At 71.8% G+C, this 17,213-nt stretch carries 16 protein-coding genes; 15 read left to right on the top strand and 1 reads right to left on the bottom strand.

What is annotated here, in order from left to right; genetic code table 11:
- Window positions 1–121: 121 nt before the first annotated feature.
- A complete protein-coding gene (galE, locus tag ACE4Q9_RS04845; RefSeq protein ID WP_397982973.1) occupies window positions 122–1,093 on the bottom strand; it encodes a UDP-glucose 4-epimerase GalE in 972 nt (323 codons plus the stop codon).
- 346 nt (window positions 1,094–1,439) lie between these two features.
- On the opposite strand from galE, the gene ACE4Q9_RS04840 reads away from it, so the two are divergent.
- The 15 genes from ACE4Q9_RS04840 to hpnH all read left to right on the top strand — a co-directional run bounded on the left by ACE4Q9_RS04840 (window position 1,440) and on the right by hpnH (window position 17,213).
- Complete coding sequence (locus tag ACE4Q9_RS04840; protein WP_397982972.1) at window positions 1,440–3,242, top strand: DUF5941 domain-containing protein; 1,803 nt, start codon at window positions 1,440–1,442, stop codon at window positions 3,240–3,242.
- On the top strand, window positions 3,239–3,991 hold the full coding sequence (locus tag ACE4Q9_RS04835) for a sugar phosphate nucleotidyltransferase (RefSeq protein WP_397982971.1): 753 nt from the start codon (window positions 3,239–3,241) through the stop codon (window positions 3,989–3,991). Before ACE4Q9_RS04840 ends, ACE4Q9_RS04835 begins: the two co-directional genes overlap by 4 nt.
- A complete protein-coding gene (locus tag ACE4Q9_RS04830; protein WP_397982970.1) occupies window positions 3,979–5,040 on the top strand; it encodes an iron-containing alcohol dehydrogenase family protein in 1,062 nt (353 codons plus the stop codon). The genes ACE4Q9_RS04835 and ACE4Q9_RS04830 overlap by 13 nt, the downstream gene beginning before the upstream one ends.
- Entirely contained in the window at window positions 5,018–5,797 is a 780-nt protein-coding gene (locus ACE4Q9_RS04825; RefSeq protein WP_397982969.1) for a CDP-alcohol phosphatidyltransferase family protein, read from the top strand. The genes ACE4Q9_RS04830 and ACE4Q9_RS04825 overlap by 23 nt, the downstream gene beginning before the upstream one ends.
- Window positions 5,794–6,678, top strand: a complete 885-nt coding sequence (locus ACE4Q9_RS04820) for a glycosyltransferase family 2 protein (protein WP_397982968.1) — start codon at window positions 5,794–5,796, stop codon at window positions 6,676–6,678. Before ACE4Q9_RS04825 ends, ACE4Q9_RS04820 begins: the two co-directional genes overlap by 4 nt.
- Window positions 6,679–6,733: 55 nt before the next feature.
- Window positions 6,734–7,663 (top strand): ABC transporter permease, encoded by a 930-nt coding sequence (locus ACE4Q9_RS04815; protein ID WP_397982967.1) that lies wholly within the window; start codon window positions 6,734–6,736, stop codon window positions 7,661–7,663.
- A complete protein-coding gene (locus ACE4Q9_RS04810) occupies window positions 7,656–8,468 on the top strand; it encodes an ABC transporter ATP-binding protein (RefSeq protein WP_397982966.1) in 813 nt (270 codons plus the stop codon). Before ACE4Q9_RS04815 ends, ACE4Q9_RS04810 begins: the two co-directional genes overlap by 8 nt.
- Window positions 8,469–8,829: 361 nt before the next feature.
- Window positions 8,830–9,726, top strand: coding sequence for a squalene synthase HpnC (gene hpnC, locus ACE4Q9_RS04805; RefSeq protein WP_397982965.1), 897 nt, complete (start codon window positions 8,830–8,832; stop codon window positions 9,724–9,726).
- Entirely contained in the window at window positions 9,723–10,685 is a 963-nt protein-coding gene (hpnD, locus tag ACE4Q9_RS04800) for a presqualene diphosphate synthase HpnD (RefSeq protein WP_397982964.1), read from the top strand. Before hpnC ends, hpnD begins: the two co-directional genes overlap by 4 nt.
- Window positions 10,685–10,813 carry a DUF6380 family protein gene (locus ACE4Q9_RS04795; protein ID WP_397982963.1) on the top strand — a complete coding sequence of 43 codons (129 nt, stop codon included), beginning with the start codon at window positions 10,685–10,687 and terminating at the stop codon, window positions 10,811–10,813. Before hpnD ends, ACE4Q9_RS04795 begins: the two co-directional genes overlap by 1 nt.
- Window positions 10,810–12,234, top strand: coding sequence for a hydroxysqualene dehydroxylase HpnE (hpnE, locus tag ACE4Q9_RS04790; RefSeq protein ID WP_397982962.1), 1,425 nt, complete (start codon window positions 10,810–10,812; stop codon window positions 12,232–12,234). Before ACE4Q9_RS04795 ends, hpnE begins: the two co-directional genes overlap by 4 nt.
- Entirely contained in the window at window positions 12,234–13,361 is a 1,128-nt protein-coding gene (locus ACE4Q9_RS04785; protein ID WP_397982961.1) for a polyprenyl synthetase family protein, read from the top strand. The genes hpnE and ACE4Q9_RS04785 overlap by 1 nt, the downstream gene beginning before the upstream one ends.
- Before the next feature lie 116 nt (window positions 13,362–13,477).
- Complete coding sequence (gene shc / locus ACE4Q9_RS04780; RefSeq protein ID WP_397982960.1) at window positions 13,478–15,541, top strand: squalene--hopene cyclase; 2,064 nt, start codon at window positions 13,478–13,480, stop codon at window positions 15,539–15,541.
- A gap of 1 nt (window position 15,542) precedes the next feature.
- A complete protein-coding gene (locus ACE4Q9_RS04775) occupies window positions 15,543–16,184 on the top strand; it encodes a 1-hydroxy-2-methyl-2-butenyl 4-diphosphate reductase (protein ID WP_397982959.1) in 642 nt (213 codons plus the stop codon).
- Between the two features lie 6 nt (window positions 16,185–16,190).
- Entirely contained in the window at window positions 16,191–17,213 is a 1,023-nt protein-coding gene (gene hpnH / locus ACE4Q9_RS04770; RefSeq protein WP_397982958.1) for an adenosyl-hopene transferase HpnH, read from the top strand.

Raw genomic sequence — 17,213 nt, 5'->3', positions numbered from 1 at the left:
GCGGGGGGTATGGGGCAACGCGGCACTGAACACCGTTGTCATGTGCTCTGACCTGCGGAAACGATCCGCTGGTCAGGGCCTGGTCAGGGCGGTGCGGGTCGCCTGGGAGACTCCTCGCGGGCTACTTCGCGTGGTGCAGTCGCCAGCCCTCCCAGGCCGAGCGCACCATCTCGTGGACGTCCCGGCGGGCGCGCCAGCCCAGTTCCCGGGCGGCGCGTTCGGCCGAGGCGACCGCGCGGGGCGCGTCGCCGGGCCTGCGGGGCTCCACGACCGGTTCCCGGCGGTCGCCGGAGACCTCGCCGATGACCGTGATCAGCTCCCGCACCGAAACGCCCTCGCCGCGGCCGATGTTCAGCGTCAGATCACCGGCCGGACCGGCACCGGCGAGGCGGCGCGCCGCGGCGAGGTGGGCCTCGGCGAGATCGGCCACATGGATGTAGTCCCGTACGCAGGTGCCGTCCGGCGTCGGGTAGTCGTCGCCGAAGATCCGGGGGGCCTCGCCGCGGGTGAGCCGGTCGAAGACCATCGGCACGATGTTGAACACCCCGGTGTCCGCGAGTTCCGGCGCCGCCGCGCCCGCCACGTTGAAGTAGCGCAGGCACACGGTCGAGATGCCGTACGCCCGCCCGGCCGCCCGGACCAGCCACTCGCCGGCCAGCTTGGTCTCCCCGTAGGGGTTGACCGGGGCGCAGGGGGTGTCCTCGGTGATCAGGTCCACGTCCGGGTTGCCGTACACCGCGGCGGATGAGGAGAACAGCAGCCGGCGCACGTCCGAGGCGGCCATGGCGTCCAGGAGGGTGGCGAGGCCGCCGACGTTCTCCCGGTAGTAGCGGGTGGGCTCGGCGACGGACTCGGCGACCTGCTTGCGGGCGGCGAGGTGGACGACGCCGGTGACCCCGTGCGCCGCGAAGACCTCGCGCAGGCGGGGCGCGTCGAGGGTGGAGCCGGTGACGAGCGGGATGCCGGAGGGGAGCCGGGAGGGGACGGCGGTGGAGAGGTCGTCCAGTACGACGACCTTCTCGCCGGCGCCGGCCATGGCGCGTGCCACGTGCGCCCCGATATATCCGGCACCGCCGGTGATCAGCCAGGTCATGCTTCCCCACCTTATGCTCCGCGGGGTCGGCCGCTCGTGGCCGTGCGGGTGATCGGCGGCCGGCCCGGTAGCCCTCGGCGACCGTTCGCGTACCCCACGTCGACGCCCCTGTCCCGGATGCCCGAATCTGCGGCCGCGGTTTGTGGCGGCGGGGCCGGATCGCCCATGATGATCGCGGCAAAGGGCCGGTCCCCGGACGCGGGACAGGCCGTGAACGGCCGGTGAACACGGGCTTCGGTTCATCCGATACCCTCTGCCGACATGCCGCCCGGCTGCCGCAGGCAAGGGGCGCCCCACCATGCAGAAGACCGGCGCCGACGCGCCGGCACCCAGGGAGTGAGTACGGTTGCCGACCGCCATCGTCACCGGTCAGCCGGTCCCCGGATCGTCGCTCGAAAGCGATCTGCGGTTCCTCGGCTTCGACGTCCGGATGGCGGAGAGCACCGCCGAGACCGAGGCCCTGCTGGCCGCCGCCCCCGCCGGTGACCGCGTGGCCGTGGTCGACGCCGGCTTCGTCGGTCATGTGCACGCCCTGCGGCTCGGCCTGACCGACCCCCGTTTCCCGCTCGCCGCCGTACCCGGCGCCGTCACCGCCCAGCCCGCCGCCCGGCAGGCGCTGACCCGCGCCGTGGCCCGCGAGACCTCCTCGGGCGGCGGCACCGCGGTCACCGTCGGCAGCCTCGCCGACCGGATCGTCACCGAGCTGGACGCCGACGGCAGCGAGGTCCACCGCCCCGAGCTGGGCAGCCTCGTCGCCGTCGTACCCGCCGACCCGCAGGCCCGCAACGAGGCGCGGCAGGCCGTCGCCGCCGTGGACGACGAGGCCGTACGTCTGAAGTCGGCCGTGAAGTCCCGCGACGGCTTCTTCACCACGTACTGCGTCAGCCCGTACTCGCGCTACATCGCCCGCTGGTGCGCGCGCCGCGGCCTGACCCCGAACCAGGTCACCACCGCCTCGCTGCTCACCGCGCTGATCGCGGCCGGCTGCGCGGCCACCGGCAGCCGCGGCGGTTTCATAGCCGCCGGCGTGCTGCTGATCGCCTCCTTCGCCCTGGACTGCACCGACGGCCAGCTCGCCCGCTACGCCCTGAAGTACTCCACGCTCGGCGCCTGGCTCGACGCCACCTTCGACCGGGCCAAGGAGTACGCCTACTACGCCGGACTCGCCCTCGGCGCAGCCCGCGGCGGCCATGACGACGTCTGGGCGCTCGCGCTCGGCGCCATGGTCCTCCAGACCTGCCGGCACGTGGTCGACTTCTCCTTCAACGAGGCCAACCACGACGCCACCGCCAACACCAGCCCCACCGCCGCCCTCTCCGACAAGCTGGACAGCGTCGGCTGGACGGTGTGGGTGCGCCGGATGATCGTGCTGCCGATCGGCGAGCGCTGGGCGATGATCGCGGTCCTGACCGCGTTCACCACCCCCCGGATCACCTTCTACGCGCTGCTCGTCGGCTGCGCCTTCGCCGCCGCGTACACCACCGCCGGCCGGGTGCTGCGCTCGCTGACCCGCAGGGCGCACCGCACCGACCGCGCCGCACAGGCGCTGGCCGACCTCGCCGACTGCGGCCCGCTCACCGAGGCGGTCCGGCGCCTCGCCCGGCGCGGACTGCCCGGTCTCGCGGTGCCCGTCGTCGCCCTGCTCGGCGGCGCCGCGGTCGTCGCCTGCTCGGCCTTCTGCGGCCACGGTTCGGCGCTGCCGGTGATCGGCGCCCTGGTCTACGTCCTCACCTCGGCCCTCGCCGTCGCCCGCCCGCTCAAGGGCGCCCTCGACTGGCTGGTCCCGCCGTTCTTCCGCGCCGCCGAGTACGGCACCGTCCTCGCGCTCGCGTGCAAAGCGGACGTGAACGGAGCGCTTCCCGCGGCTTTCGGGCTGGTGGCGGCGGTCGCCTACCATCACTACGACACGGTGTACCGCATCCGCGGCAACGCCGGAGCGCCGCCGGCCTGGCTGGTGCGCTCCATAGGGGGGCACGACGGGCGCACCCTGCTCGTCACCGTCCTGGCCGCGGCGCTCACCGCCGCGCAGTTCACGGCCGCGCTCACGGTACTCGCCGTGGTCGTCGCCCTGGTGGTGCTCGCGGAGAGCATCCGGTTCTGGGTGTCCGCAGGGGCGCCCGCCGTACACGATGAAGGAGAAACCGCATGATCGGCCTCGTGCTGGCGGCCGGCGCCGGACGGCGTCTGCGCCCCTACACGGACACCCTGCCCAAGGCGCTGGTGCCGGTGGGGCCCGCGGGCATAGAGGGCGAGCCCACGGTTCTCGACCTCACCCTCGGCAATTTCGCCCGGATCGGCCTCACCGAGGTCGCGATCATCGTCGGCTACCGCAAGGAGGCCGTCTACGCCCGCCAGGCCGCCCTGGAGGAGAAGTACGGCCTGAAGCTGACGCTGATCGACAACGACAAGGCCGAGGAGTGGAACAACGCCTACTCCCTGTGGTGCGGCCGGGACGCGCTCAAGGACGGCGTGATCCTCGCCAACGGCGACACCGTGCACCCGGTCTCCGTCGAGGAGACGCTGCTGGCCGCGCGCGGTGACGGCAAGAAGATCATCCTCGCGCTCGACACCGTGAAGTCGCTGGCGGACGAGGAGATGAAGGTCGTCGTCGACCCCGAGAAGGGGATGACGAGGATCACCAAGCTGATGGACCCGGCCGAGGCGACCGGCGAGTACATCGGTGTGACGCTGATCGAGGGCGACGCGGCCGAGGCGCTGGGCGACGCGCTGAAGACGGTCTGGGAGACCGACCCGCAGCAGTTCTACGAGCACGGCTACCAGGAACTGGTCGACCGCGGCTTCCGGATCGACGTGGCGCCCATCGGCGACGTCGACTGGGTCGAGATCGACAACCACGACGACCTGGCCAAGGGGCGGGAGATCGCGTGCCGCTACTGACCCGGCTGATCCCCTCGCCGGTCGTCGTGGACATCCGTCCGGGTGCCCTGGACGACCTGGCCGGTGTCCTCGCCGACGAGCGCATCTCCCAGTCGGGACGCCTCGCCGTCGCCGTCAGCGGCGGCTCCGGCGCCCAGCTGCGCGAACGCCTCGCCCCCTCGCTGCCCGGCGCGTCCTGGTACGAGGTGGGCGGCGGCACCCTGGACGACGCGATCCGGCTGGCCGGCGAGATGAAGTCCGGCCACTACGACGCGGTGGTCGGGCTCGGCGGCGGGAAGATCATCGACTGCGCCAAGTTCGCCGCGGCCCGCATCGGCCTGCCCCTGGTCGCCGTGCCCACCAACCTCGCGCACGACGGCCTGTGCTCGCCGGTCGCCACCCTGGACAACGACGCGGGACGCGGCTCCTACGGCGTGCCCAACCCGATCGCGGTCGTCATCGACCTGGACGTGATCCGCGCGGCCCCGGCCCGCTTCGTCCGGGCCGGCATCGGCGACGCCATCTCCAACATCAACGCGATCGCGGACTGGGAGCTGTCCCACCGGGTCAACGGCGAGAAGATCGACGGTCTCGCCGCGGCCATGGCCCGTCAGGCCGGCGAGGCGGTGCTGCGGCACCCCGGCGGCATCGGCGACAACGGCTTCCTCCAGGTGCTCGCCGAGGCGCTGGTGCTCAGCGGCATCTCGATGTCGATCTCCGGTGACTCCCGGCCCTCCTCCGGCTCCTGCCACGAGATCAACCACGCCTTCGACCTGCTGTTCCCGAAGCGCGCCGCCGCCCATGGCGAGCAGTGCGGGCTCGGCGCGGCCTTCGCCATGTATCTGCGCGGGGCCCACGAGGAGGCCGCGCACACCGCCGGGGTGCTGCGCCGGCACGGACTTCCGGTGCTGCCGGAGGAGATCGGCTTCACCGTGGACGAGTTCGTCCGCGCCGTGGAGTTCGCGCCGGAGACCCGGCCGGGCCGCTACACCATCCTCGAACACCTCGACCTCAAGCCGACCCAGATCAAGGACATCTACGCCGACTATGTCAAGGCCATCGGTAGCTGAACTCCGTCCGGTCGTCCACCCCGCAGGGGTGAAGGACCGGCGCAGCGGTGAGCACTGGGCGGGACGCCTCTACATGCGCGAGGTCTCCCTGCGCATCGACCGCTACCTGGTGAACACCAGGGTCACGCCCAATCAGCTCACGTACCTGATGACCCTGTGCGGTGTGCTCGCGGCTCCGGCCCTGCTGGTGCCGGGGATCTGGGGCGCGATCCTCGGCGTCGTCGCCACCCAGCTCTACCTGCTGCTGGACTGCGTCGACGGCGAGATCGCCCGCTGGCGCAAGCAGTACTCGCTCGCCGGTGTCTACCTGGACCGCGTCGGCGCCTACCTCACCGACGCGGCCGTGCTGGTCGGCCTCGGGCTGCGCGCCGCCGACCTGTGGGGCGGCGGCCGTATCGACTGGCTGTGGGCCTTCCTCGGCACCCTGGCCGCGCTCGGCGCGATCCTGATCAAGGCGGAGACCGACCTGGTCGGCGTGGCCCGGCACCAGACCGGCAGGCCGCCGGTGCAGGAGGCCGCCGCCGAGCCGCGTTCCTCCGGGATGGCGCTGGCCCGCCGGGCCGCCTCGGCGCTGAAGTTCCACCGGCTCATCCTCGGCATCGAGGCCTCGCTGCTGATCGTGCTCCTCGCCATCGCGGACCACATCCACGGCGACCTGTTCTTCACCCGGCTCGGCACCGCCGTCCTCGCCGGCATCGCCCTGCTCCAGACGCTGCTGCACCTGGTGTCCATCCTCGCCTCCAGCAGGCTGAAGTGAGCGCGGCCATGCGGGTCGGCGCCGTCATCATCACCATGGGCAACCGGCCCGGGGAACTGCGCGCCCTGCTCGACTCGGTCGCCGGGCAGGACGGGGACCGGGTCGAGGTGGTCGTCGTCGGCAACGGCTCCCCGGTGCCCGAGGTGCCCGAGGGCGTGCGCACCGTCGAACTGCCGGAGAACCTCGGCATTCCGGGTGGCCGCAATGTCGGCATAGAGGCGTTCGGCCCCGGCGGCCAGGACGTCGACATCCTGCTTTTCCTGGACGACGACGGCCTGCTCGCCCGGCACGACACCGCCGAGCTGTGCCGCGAGGCCTTCGCCGCCGACCCGGAGCTGGGCATCATCAGCTTCCGCATCGCCGACCCCGAGACCGGCGAGACGCAGCGCCGCCATGTGCCCCGGCTGCGCGCCTCGGACCCGATGCGCTCCTCGCGCGTGACCACCTTCCTGGGCGGCGCCAACGCTGTGCGCACCAAGGTGTTCGCCGAGGTCGGCGGGCTGCCCGACGAGTTCTTCTACGCCCACGAGGAGACCGATCTGGCCTGGCGGGCGCTGGACGCCGGCTGGCTGATCGACTACCGCTCCGACATGGTGCTGTACCACCCGACGACCGCGCCCTCCCGGCACGCCGTCTACCACCGCATGGTGGCCCGCAACCGCGTCTGGCTCGCCCGGCGCAACCTCCCCGCCCCGCTGATCCCCGTTTACCTGGGGGTCTGGCTGCTGCTGACGCTGGCCCGCCGCCCCTCGCGGCCGGCCCTGAAGGCCTGGTTCGGCGGGTTCAAGGAGGGCTGGACCACGTCCTGCGGTCCGCGCCGTCCGATGCGCTGGCGCACGGTCTGGCGGCTCACCCGGCTGGGCCGTCCTCCGGTCATCTGAGAAGCTTCTTACTTGAACAGCAAGCTTCTTACCGAGAGAGTCCGGGTTCTTACTCGTGAGTCACACAACGCATGACGCCGGTGTCGCGGTGGGCGCGATACCGGTGCCCGACGAGGGGCTGACGCCGGCCGAGCTGGCCGCCCGGTACGGGCTCGCCGTCAGCGGCGCCCGTCCCTCGCTGGTGGAGTACGTCCGTCAGCTGTGGAGCCGGCGCCACTTCATCCTCGCCTTCTCGCAGGCGAAGCTGACGGCGCAGTACAGCCAGGCCAAGCTGGGCCAGCTGTGGCAGGTCGCCACCCCGCTGCTGAACGCGGCCGTGTACTACTTCATCTTCGGCGTCATCCTGCACGCCAGCCGCGGCATGTCGCATGACGTGTACATCCCGTTCCTGGTCACCGGCGTCTTCGTGTTCACCTTCACGCAGAGCTCGGTCATGTCGGGCGTGCGTGCCATCTCCGGCAACCTCGGGCTGGTGCGCGCCCTGCACTTCCCGCGCGCCTCGCTGCCCGTCTCCTTCTCGCTCCAGCAGCTCCAGCAGCTGCTGTTCTCGATGATCGTGCTGTTCATCGTGGCGATCGGCTTCGGCAGCTATCCGGGCATGTCCTGGCTGCTGATCGTGCCGGTGCTGGCGCTCCAGTTCCTGTTCAACACCGGCCTCGCGCTGATCGTGGCCCGGATGGGCGCCAAGACGCCGGACATGGCGCAGCTGATGCCGTTCGTGCTGCGCACCTGGATGTACACCTCCGGCGTGATGTTCTCCATCAGCACGATGATGGCGGACCGCCCGGAGTGGGCGGTGCGGCTGCTCCAGGTCAACCCGGCCGCGATCTACATGGACCTGATGCGCTTCGCGCTGATCGACGGCTACGGCGCCTCGAACCTGCCCCCGCACGTGTGGGCGATCGCGGCGTTCTGGGCCGTGGCGGTCTTCGCGGGCGGCTTCGTGTACTTCTGGAAGGCGGAGGAGCGGTACGGCCGTGGCTGAGCAGAACGCCGAGCGGAACCCCCAGCAGGGCGCCACGGGCACCGGCGAGCGCCGCCCGACGGTCATCGCGGACGACCTGCACATCGTCTACCGGGTCAACGGCGCCAAGACCGGCAAGGGCAGCGCGACGGCCGCCCTCAGCCGGATCCTGCGGCGCGGCGAGGAGCGGGGCGTGCGCAAGGTGCACGCCGTGCGCGGGGTCTCCTTCGTCGCCTACCGCGGTGAGGCCATCGGTCTGATCGGCTCCAACGGCTCCGGCAAGTCCACCCTGCTGCGTGCCATCGCCGGGCTGCTGCCCGCGGAGCGGGGCAAGGTCTACACCGACGGCCAGCCCTCCCTGCTGGGCGTGAACGCGGCCCTGATGAACGACCTGACCGGCGAGCGCAACGTCATCCTGGGCGGCCTCGCCATGGGCATGTCGCGCGAGCAGATCAAGGAGCGCTATCAGGACATCGTCGACTTCTCGGGAATCAACGAGAAGGGCGACTTCATCACGCTGCCGATGCGCACCTACTCCTCCGGTATGGCCGCGCGGCTGCGTTTCTCCATCGCCGCCGCGAAGGACCACGATGTCCTCATGATTGACGAGGCCCTCGCCACCGGTGACCGCAAGTTCCAGAAGCGCTCCGAGGAACGCATCCGGGAACTGCGCAAGGAGGCGGGCACGGTCTTTCTGGTCAGTCACAACAACAAGTCCATCCGCGACACCTGCAACCGCGTGCTGTGGCTGGAACGCGGTGAGCTGCGCATGGACGGGCCGACCGAAGAGGTGCTCAAGGAGTACGAGAAGTTCACCGGCAAGTGAACTGTTTCGGCCAGAGCCCCGCCGGCAACCTTCCGGCGGGGCTCCGCGTCTGCAAAGGAAGCGTCAACTCCGAAGGCTGCCAGGAATCTTGACGCCGATCGGTGTGTTGTTGTGATCTGCGGGACACCCCCCGGAAGCTAGATGCGTTGTACAACGTAAGCTGTACCGGTGCCGGAAAGCGGCAAGTGGGGCGATAATGCGCGACACCCTGCGCCAGGCCACGCCCCGTGAATTGCCGGGCGGCGTGTCCGAAATAGTGTGTATTGGATCGGCAGTGTAGAACGGGAGATGTGACGGCAATGGCTACGGAAACTCCCCAGCTCAACGCAGCATGTGCCGTCGCCGCTCCGGGCGCCGCCCGATGACGGCCACTCAAGCGGCGCCGGACCTGGAACGCGCCACCCTCGACAAGGCCGCGAGCGAGAACTTTCCCGTGGCCCCCTTCTTCCTGCCCCGCGACTGGCGCGACGACCTCATGGCGGTCTACGGCTTCGCCCGTCTGGTCGACGACATCGGCGACGGCGACCTCGCCCCCGGCGGGGCCGACGCGGAACTGCTCGGCGTGTCGGCCACCGAGGCCGGTGACCGGCTGCTCCTGCTCGACGCCTTCGAGGCCGATCTGCGCCGGGTCTTCGACGCCACCCCGCGCCATCCCCTGCTGCGCCGCCTCCAGCCCGTCGTACGCCGCCGGGGGCTCACCCCCGAGCCGTTCCTCGGCCTGATCGCCGCCAACCGCCAGGACCAGCTCGTCTCCCGGTACGAGACGTACGACGACCTCCTCGCCTACTGCGAACTGTCCGCCAACCCCGTCGGCCGCCTCGTCCTCGCCGTCACCGGCACCTCGACCCCCGAGCGGATCCGGCTCTCCGACGCGATCTGCACCGCGCTCCAGATCGTGGAGCACCTCCAGGACGTCGCCGAGGACCTCCGCCGCGACCGGATCTACCTTCCGGCCGAGGACATGAAACGCTTCCATGTCACGGAAACCGATCTTTCCGCGAAAACCGCGGGCGCATCGGCGCGCGCCCTGGTTGCATACGAAGCACAACGCGCCCGCGATCTGCTGAATGAAGGCGCCCCCCTGGTGGGTAGCGTCCACGGCAGGTTGAAGCTGCTGCTCGCAGGGTTCGTGGCGGGGGGAAGGGCGGCGGTCCGCGCGATCGCCGCCGCCGAATACGACGTACTTCCCGGCCCGCCCAAGCCAGGCAAGGTCCAGTTGCTGCGTGAGGCGGGCGTGATTCTGCGAGGAGAGGGGTGATCCGGACCGTGGAGTCTGCGTCGCACGTGTCCGCACCGGTGCTCGCCGCCTACCGCTACTGCGAGACGGTGACCGGCCAGCAGGCCCGTAACTTCGCGTACGGCATCCGGCTGCTGCCCACACCGAAGCGGCGCGCCATGTCGGCGCTGTACGCGTTCTCACGGCGTGTCGACGACATCGGCGACGGCGACCTGGCCGACGACGTGAAGGTGGCACGGCTCCAGGAGACCCGCGCCCTGCTCGCCCGGATCCGCGAGGGCCGCATCGAGGAGGACCACACCGACCCGGTGGCCGTCGCCCTCGCGCACGCCGCCGACGCCTTCCCGATCCCGCTCGGCGGCCTGGACGAGCTGATCGACGGCGTCGAGATGGACACGCGCGGGGAGACCTACGAGACCTGGGACGACCTGAAGGTCTACTGCCGGTGTGTCGCCGGTGCCATCGGCCGCCTCTCGCTCGGCGTGTTCGGCACCGAACCGGGCGCCCGCGGCGCCGAGCGCGCCGCCGAGTACGCCGACACGCTCGGCCTCGCGCTCCAGCTCACCAACATCCTCCGGGACGTCCGCGAGGACGCCCAGGACGGCCGTACCTATCTGCCCGCCGACGACCTGGCCAAGTTCGGCTGCTCGGCCGGGTTCGAGCGGCCGACGCCTCCGGAGGGCTCCGACTTCGCGGGCCTCGTGCACTTCGAGGTCCGCCGCGCCCGCGCCCTTTTCGCCGAGGGCTACCAGCTACTGCCCATGCTCGACCGGCGCAGCGGCGCCTGCGTGGCCGCCATGGCCGGCATCTACCGCCGCCTCCTCGACCGCATCGCGCGGGACCCCGAGGCCGTCCTGCGCGGCCGGGTCTCGCTGCCCGGACACGAGAAGGCGTACGTCGCGGTGCGCGGCCTGTCCGGCCTCGACACCCGGCAGGTCACCCGTCACGGCGCCGGGCGGCCCGTCGGGAGGCGCGCCTGATGGACCTCACCGAACCAGGGGACTTCCACCGGGCAACCCCGCGCCCCGGCGTGGCGTCCCTGACTGCGACGACCGTACGTGCACCGTTCAACCAGCACGGCCGGCACGCACGGAAGGACGCACCATGAGCGACGGCGCACGCCCCGCACCGGGCCGCCGCACCCCCGACAGCGCACCCCGGGGCGCCGTCGTGATCGGCGGCGGCCTCGCCGGCATCACCGCGGCACTCGCCCTGGCCGACGCGGGTGTCCGCGTCACCCTGCTCGAAGGCAGGCCCAGGCTGGGCGGCCTCGCCTTCTCCTTCCAGCGCGGCGAACTGACCGTCGACAACGGCCAGCACGTGTACCTGCGCTGCTGCACCGCCTACCGCTGGTTCCTCGACCGGATCGAGGGCGCGGCGCTGGCACCGCTTCAGGACCGCCTGGACGTGCCCGTCGTGGACCTCGCCAAGCCCGAGGGCAGGCGGCTCGGCCGGCTGCGGCGCGACCCGCTGCCCGTCCCCCTGCACCTGGGGCGCAGCCTGGCCGCCTATCCGCACCTCTCGCTCGCCGAGCGCGCCCTGGCCGGGCGGGCCGCGCTCGCGCTCAAGGGTCTCGACCTCGCCGATCCGACCCTGGACACCCAGGACTTCGGCAGCTGGCTGGCCGCCCACGGCCAGTCCGCGCGTGCCGTCGAGGCCCTGTGGGACCTGGTCGGGGTCGCCACCCTCAACGCGGTCGCGGGCGACGCCTCGCTGGGGCTCGCCGCGATGGTGTTCAAGACCGGTCTGCTGTCCGAACCGGGCGCGGCCGACATCGGCTGGGCCCATGTCCCGCTGGGCGAACTGCACGACCGGCTGGCCCGCAGGGCGCTCGACTCCGCGGGCGTGCGTACCGAGGTCCGTTCACGCGTCACCTCCGTCTCTGCCATGGAGAACGGCGGCTGGCGCGTCGAGGTTCCCGGCGAGCGCATCGAAACCGACGCGGTCGTCCTCGCCGTACCCCAGTGCGAGGCGTACGACCTGCTGCCGCCCGGCGCCCTCGACGCCCCCGAGCGGCTGCTGGAGATCGGCACCGCCCCCATCCTCAACGTCCATGTGGTGTACGACCGCAAGGTCCTCGCGCGGCCCTTCTTCGCCGCCCTCGGCACCCCCGTGCAGTGGGTCTTCGACCGCACCCACGCCTCCGGGCTGCGCTCGGGCCAGTACCTCGCGCTGTCCCAGTCGGCCGCGCAGGACGACATCGACCTCCCGGTCGCGCGGCTGCGCGAGCGCTACGTCCCGGAGCTGGAGAAGCTCGTTCCGGGCACGCGCGGCGCCGTGATCGAGGACTTCTTCGTGACCCGCGAACGCACGGCGACGTTCGCGCCCGCCCCCGGCGTCGGGCGGCTGCGCCCGGGCGCCCGCACCAAGGCAGCCGGCCTGTACCTGGCCGGAGCGTGGACCGCCACCGGGTGGCCCGCGACCATGGAGAGTGCGGTCCGCAGCGGAGTGAGCGCGGCCGACGCCGCGCTGCGCGCCCTGGGCCGGCCCCGTCCGAGCCGTCTCTTCGCCTTCGAGGAGGCGGCCTGATGCCCCATCGGCAGCCGGCGGCAGGCCCCCGCACCTTCGGTACCGCAACAAGAGGAGAGACTGTGCCCACTGTGCCCCCGGCCTCGACGGAGACCGCGGTGGACGTCACCGCGCTGCTGGAGCGCGGCCGGACCCTGGCCACACCGGTCCTGCGTGCGGCCGTCGACCGCCTCGCTCCTCCCATGGACACCGTCGCCGCCTACCACTTCGGCTGGATCGACGCCGCCGGCAACCCGGCCGACGGCGACGGCGGCAAGGCCGTGCGGCCCGCGCTCGCCGTGCTCTCCGCCGAGGTCACCGGCAGTACGCCCGAGACCGGCGTGCCGGGCGCCGTCGCCGTCGAACTGGTCCACAACTTCTCGCTGCTGCACGACGACCTCATGGACGGCGACGAGCAGCGCCGCCACCGCGACACCGTGTGGAAGGTGCACGGCCCCGCCCAGGCCATCCTGGTCGGCGACGCCCTGTTCGCGCTGGCCAACGAGGTGCTGCTGGAACTCGGCTCGGTCGAGGCCGGCCGCGCCACCCGCCGGCTGACCTCCGCGACCCGCGCCCTGATCGACGGTCAGGCCCAGGACATCTCCTACGAGCACCGCGACCGGGTCAGCGTCGAGGAGTGCCTGGAGATGGAGGGCAACAAGACCGGCGCGCTGCTCGCCTGCGCCTCCTCCATCGGCGCGGTCCTCGGCGGCGCGGACGACGCCACCGCCGACGCGCTGGAGCGCTACGGCTACCACCTCGGCCTCGCCTTCCAGGCCGTGGACGACCTGCTCGGCATCTGGGGCGACCCGGAGGCCACCGGCAAGCAGACCTGGAGCGACCTGCGCCAGCGCAAGAAGTCGCTGCCCGTGGTCGCGGCGCTCGCGGCCGGCGGCCCCGCCTCCGAGCGGCTCGGCGAGATCCTCGCCGCCGACGCCAAGAGCAGCGACTTCGAGAACTTCTCCGAGGAGGAGTTCGCGGCCCGCGCCGCCCTCATCGAGGAGGCCGGCGGCCGCGAATGGACCGCCGAGGAGGCGCGCCGCCAGCACGCCATCGCGATCGGCGCCCTCGACGCGGTCGCCATGCCGGACCGGGTGCGGGCCGCCTTCACGGCCCTCGCCGACTTCGTCGTCGTACGGAAGAGATGATCACTATCGGCCGAACAAGCCTCGCGTAGTCGCCGGCCGGTGTCGCGACAGGAAGCACACCGGCCGACGGCGGACCCGCAGCAGCACGACTCGCACGACTGCACGAAGGGGAAGCCATGACAGCGACGACCGACGGAAGCACCGGGGCCACCTTGCCGTCCCGCGCTGCCGCGGCCAGCGACACCACCCTCACCACCCCCGAGGCGGCCGGGGTACCGGAAGCCGCCGCACGAGCCGCCCGCCGCGCCACCGACTTCCTGCTCGCGAAGCAGGACGCCGAGGGCTGGTGGAAGGGCGACCTGGAGACCAACGTCACCATGGACGCCGAGGACCTGCTGCTCCGCCAGTTCCTGGGCATCCAGGACGACAAGACCACGCAGGCCGCCGCGAAGTTCATCCGCGGCGCGCAGCGCGAGGACGGCACCTGGGCCACCTTCTGGGGCGGGCCCGGCGAACTGTCCACCACCATCGAGGCGTACGTCGCCCTGCGCCTGGCCGGCGACGCGCCCGACGCCCCGCACATGGCGCGCGCCTCCGCCTGGATCCGCGAGCGGGGCGGCATCGCCGCCGCCCGTGTCTTCACCCGCATCTGGCTGGCCCTGTTCGGCTGGTGGAAGTGGGAGGACCTGCCGGAGATGCCGCCGGAGCTGATCTGGTTCCCCGGCTGGATGCCGCTGAACATCTACGACTTCGGGTGCTGGGCCCGGCAGACGATCGTGCCTCTCACCATCGTCTCGGCCAAGCGCCCGGTGCGCCCCGCACCCTTCGCGCTGGACGAGCTGCACACCGACCCGGCCAACCCCAACCCGCCCAAGCCCCTCGCCCCGGCGAACACCTGGGACGGCGCCTTCCAGCGGCTGGACAAGGGGCTCCAGCGGCTGCGCAAGGTGGTCCCGCGCCGGGTGCGCAAGGCCGCGATGAACGCCGCCGCCCGCTGGATCATCGAGCGGCAGGAGAACGACGGCTGCTGGGGCGGCATCCAGCCCCCGGCCGTGTACTCGGTCATCGCCCTGCACCTGCTCGGCTACGACCTCGAACACCCGGTGCTGCGCGAGGGGCTGGCCTCGCTGGACCGGTTCGCGGTGTGGCGCGAGGACGGCGCCCGGATGATCGAGGCCTGCCAGTCCCCGGTGTGGGACACCTGTCTCGCCGCCATCGCGCTGGTCGACGCCGGACTGCCCGCCGACCACCCGCAACTGGTCAAGGCGGCCGACTGGTTGCTCGGCGAGGAGATCGTCCGGCCCGGCGACTGGGCCGTCAAGCGTCCGCAACTGCCCCCGGGCGGCTGGGCGTTCGAGTTCCACAACGACAACTACCCGGACATCGACGACACCGCCGAGGTCTCCCTCGCGCTGCGCCGGATCCGGCACCACGACCCCGAGCGGACGGACCGGGCGATCGGGCGCGCGGTGCGCTGGAACCTCGGCATGCAGTCGAAGAACGGCGCGTGGGGCGCCTTCGACGTCGACAACACCAGCCCGTTCCCCAACCGGCTGCCGTTCTGCGACTTCGGCGAGGTCATCGACCCGCCGTCCGCCGACGTCACCGCGCACGTGGTGGAGATGCTCGCCGCCGAGGGCCTCGCCCACGACCCGCGCACCCGGCGCGCCATCGCCTGGCTGCTCGCCGAACAGGAGCCCAGCGGGGCGTGGTTCGGCCGCTGGGGCGTCAACTACATCTACGGCACCGGGTCGGTGGTCCCCGCGCTGACCGCGGCCGGACTGCCCGTCTCGCACCCGGCGATCCGGCGGGCGGTGGCCTGGCTGGAGTCGGTCCAGAACGACGACGGCGGCTGGGGCGAGGACCTGCGCTCCTACAAGCACGCCAGGCAGTGGGCCGGCCGGGGCGCCTCCACGCCCTCGCAGACCGCGTGGGCGCTGATGGCGCTGCTCGCGGCGGGGGAGAAGGACTCCAAGGCCGTCGAGCGGGGCGTCCAGTGGCTAGCGGCCACCCAGCGGGAGGACGGCACCTGGGACGAGCCGTACTTCACCGGCACCGGCTTCCCCTGGGACTTCTCCATCAACTACCACCTGTACCGGCAGGTGTTCCCGCTCACCGCGCTCGGCCGGTACCTGCACGGCGACCCCTTCGAGCGGCAGCTGCTCGCCAAGGCCCCCCGGCCGCGGGCCGCGGCGGCCGGGCCCGCCGGGTCACCCCTGTCCGAGGCCAAGGGGAGCTGATGTGAACGTCCAGCCCGCTCCGGCCCCGCTGCTGATCGCCTGCGCGCTCGGCATCGAGCACCTCGCCCTGCGCTCGGGCGACCGTGGCGGGGCCGGCGGGCCGGTCACGTTCGTCCGTACCGGGATGGGGCCGCGGGCGGCGCGGCGCTCCCTCACCCGGCACCTGGCCCGGCCCGCGCTCGCCGGGGCCGCCGTAGTGGCCACCGGTTTCTGCGCGGGCCTCGCCCCCGGTATGCACCCCGGTGACCTGGTGGTCGCCGAGGAGACCCGCGACCCGCACGGGACCGTCCCGTGCGCGGGCACCGAACTGCTGGTGAAGGAACTCGCGCGGCTGCTGCCCGGCCGCACGGTCCACACCGGCCCGCTCACCGGCTCCGATCATGTCGTCCGCGGCCCCGAACGGTCCGCCCTGCGCGCGACCGGCGCGATCGCCGTCGACATGGAGTCCGCGGCCACCCTGCTCAGCGCCGTGACCGCGGGCGAACGCCCGGTCGCCGCCGTCCGGGTGGTCGTGGACACTCCCGAACACGAACTCGTCCGGATCGGCACGGTGCGCGGTGGAATATCAGCCTTCCGCGTTCTTCGTTCCGTACTTCCCGCATATTTCGAATGGCACCGTTCTTTGCCGCTCCCCCGGAGGTGAGCCCAGATGGCCATGCCGTTGCGCCAGTCCATCAAGGTCGCTACATACCTGGCCGAACAGAAGCTCCGCAAGCGGGACAAGTTCCCGCTGATCGTGGAGCTGGAACCGCTCTTCGCGTGCAACCTCAAATGTGAGGGCTGCGGCAAGATCCAGCACCCGGCCGGGGTGCTCAAGCAGCGCATGCCGGTCGCCCAGGCGGTGGGAGCGGTGCTGGAATCGGGCGCGCCGATGGTCTCCATCGCGGGCGGCGAGCCCCTGATGCATCCTCAGATCGACGAGATCGTCCGGCAGTTGGTGGCCAAGAGGAAGTACGTCTTCCTGTGCACCAACGCGATGCTGCTGCGCAAGAAGATGGACAAGTTCACGCCCTCGCCCTACTTCGCCTTCGCGGTGCACATCGACGGGCTGCGTGAGCGGCACGACGAGTCGGTTGCCAAGGAAGGCGTGTTCGACGAGGCGGTGGCGGCCATCAAGGAGGCCAAGCGGCGCGGCTTCCGGGTGACCACCAACTCCACCTTCTTCAACACCGACACCCCGCAGACCGTCGTCGAGGTGCTCAACTTCCTCAACGACGACCTGAAGGTGGACGAGATGATGATCTCGCCCGCCTACGCCTACGAGAAAGCTCCCGACCAGGAGCACTTCCTCGGCGTGGAGCAGACCCGCGAGCTGTTCAAGAAGGCGTTCGCGGGCGGCAACCGAAGGAAGTGGCGGCTCAACCACTCCCCGCTCTTCCTGGACTTCCTGGAGGGCAAGGTCGACTTCCCCTGCACCGCCTGGGCGATCCCGAACTACTCCCTCTTCGGCTGGCAGCGCCCCTGCTACCTGATGAGCGACGGGTACGTGCCGACCTACCGGGAGCTGGTGGAGGACACCGACTGGGACAAGTACGGCCGCGGCAAGGACCCGCGCTGTGCCAACTGCATGGCGCACTGCGGCTACGAGCCCACCGCGGTACTCGCCACCATGGGCTCCCTGACGGAGTCGCTGCGGGCCCTGCGCGAGACGGTCTCGGGGAACCGGGAGTAG

It is taken from the genome of Streptomyces sp. AM6-12 (assembly GCF_044327085.1).
Lineage (GTDB): Bacteria > Actinomycetota > Actinomycetes > Streptomycetales > Streptomycetaceae > Streptomyces.
This window is presented reverse-complemented; position numbering and strand designations above follow the sequence as displayed.

Coding starts and splice junctions, on each gene's coding strand:
- galE (WP_397982973.1), bottom strand. CDS start 1,093: ATGACCTGGCTGATCACCGGCGGTGCCGGATATATCGGGGCGCACGTG.
- ACE4Q9_RS04825 (WP_397982969.1), top strand. CDS start 5,018: ATGTCAAGGCCATCGGTAGCTGAACTCCGTCCGGTCGTCCACCCCGCA.
- hpnH (WP_397982958.1), top strand. CDS start 16,191: ATGGCCATGCCGTTGCGCCAGTCCATCAAGGTCGCTACATACCTGGCC.
- ACE4Q9_RS04835 (WP_397982971.1), top strand. CDS start 3,239: ATGATCGGCCTCGTGCTGGCGGCCGGCGCCGGACGGCGTCTGCGCCCC.
- hpnC (WP_397982965.1), top strand. CDS start 8,830: ATGACGGCCACTCAAGCGGCGCCGGACCTGGAACGCGCCACCCTCGAC.
- hpnE (WP_397982962.1), top strand. CDS start 10,810: ATGAGCGACGGCGCACGCCCCGCACCGGGCCGCCGCACCCCCGACAGC.
- shc (WP_397982960.1), top strand. CDS start 13,478: ATGACAGCGACGACCGACGGAAGCACCGGGGCCACCTTGCCGTCCCGC.
- ACE4Q9_RS04795 (WP_397982963.1), top strand. CDS start 10,685: ATGGACCTCACCGAACCAGGGGACTTCCACCGGGCAACCCCGCGCCCC.
- ACE4Q9_RS04785 (WP_397982961.1), top strand. CDS start 12,234: ATGCCCCATCGGCAGCCGGCGGCAGGCCCCCGCACCTTCGGTACCGCA.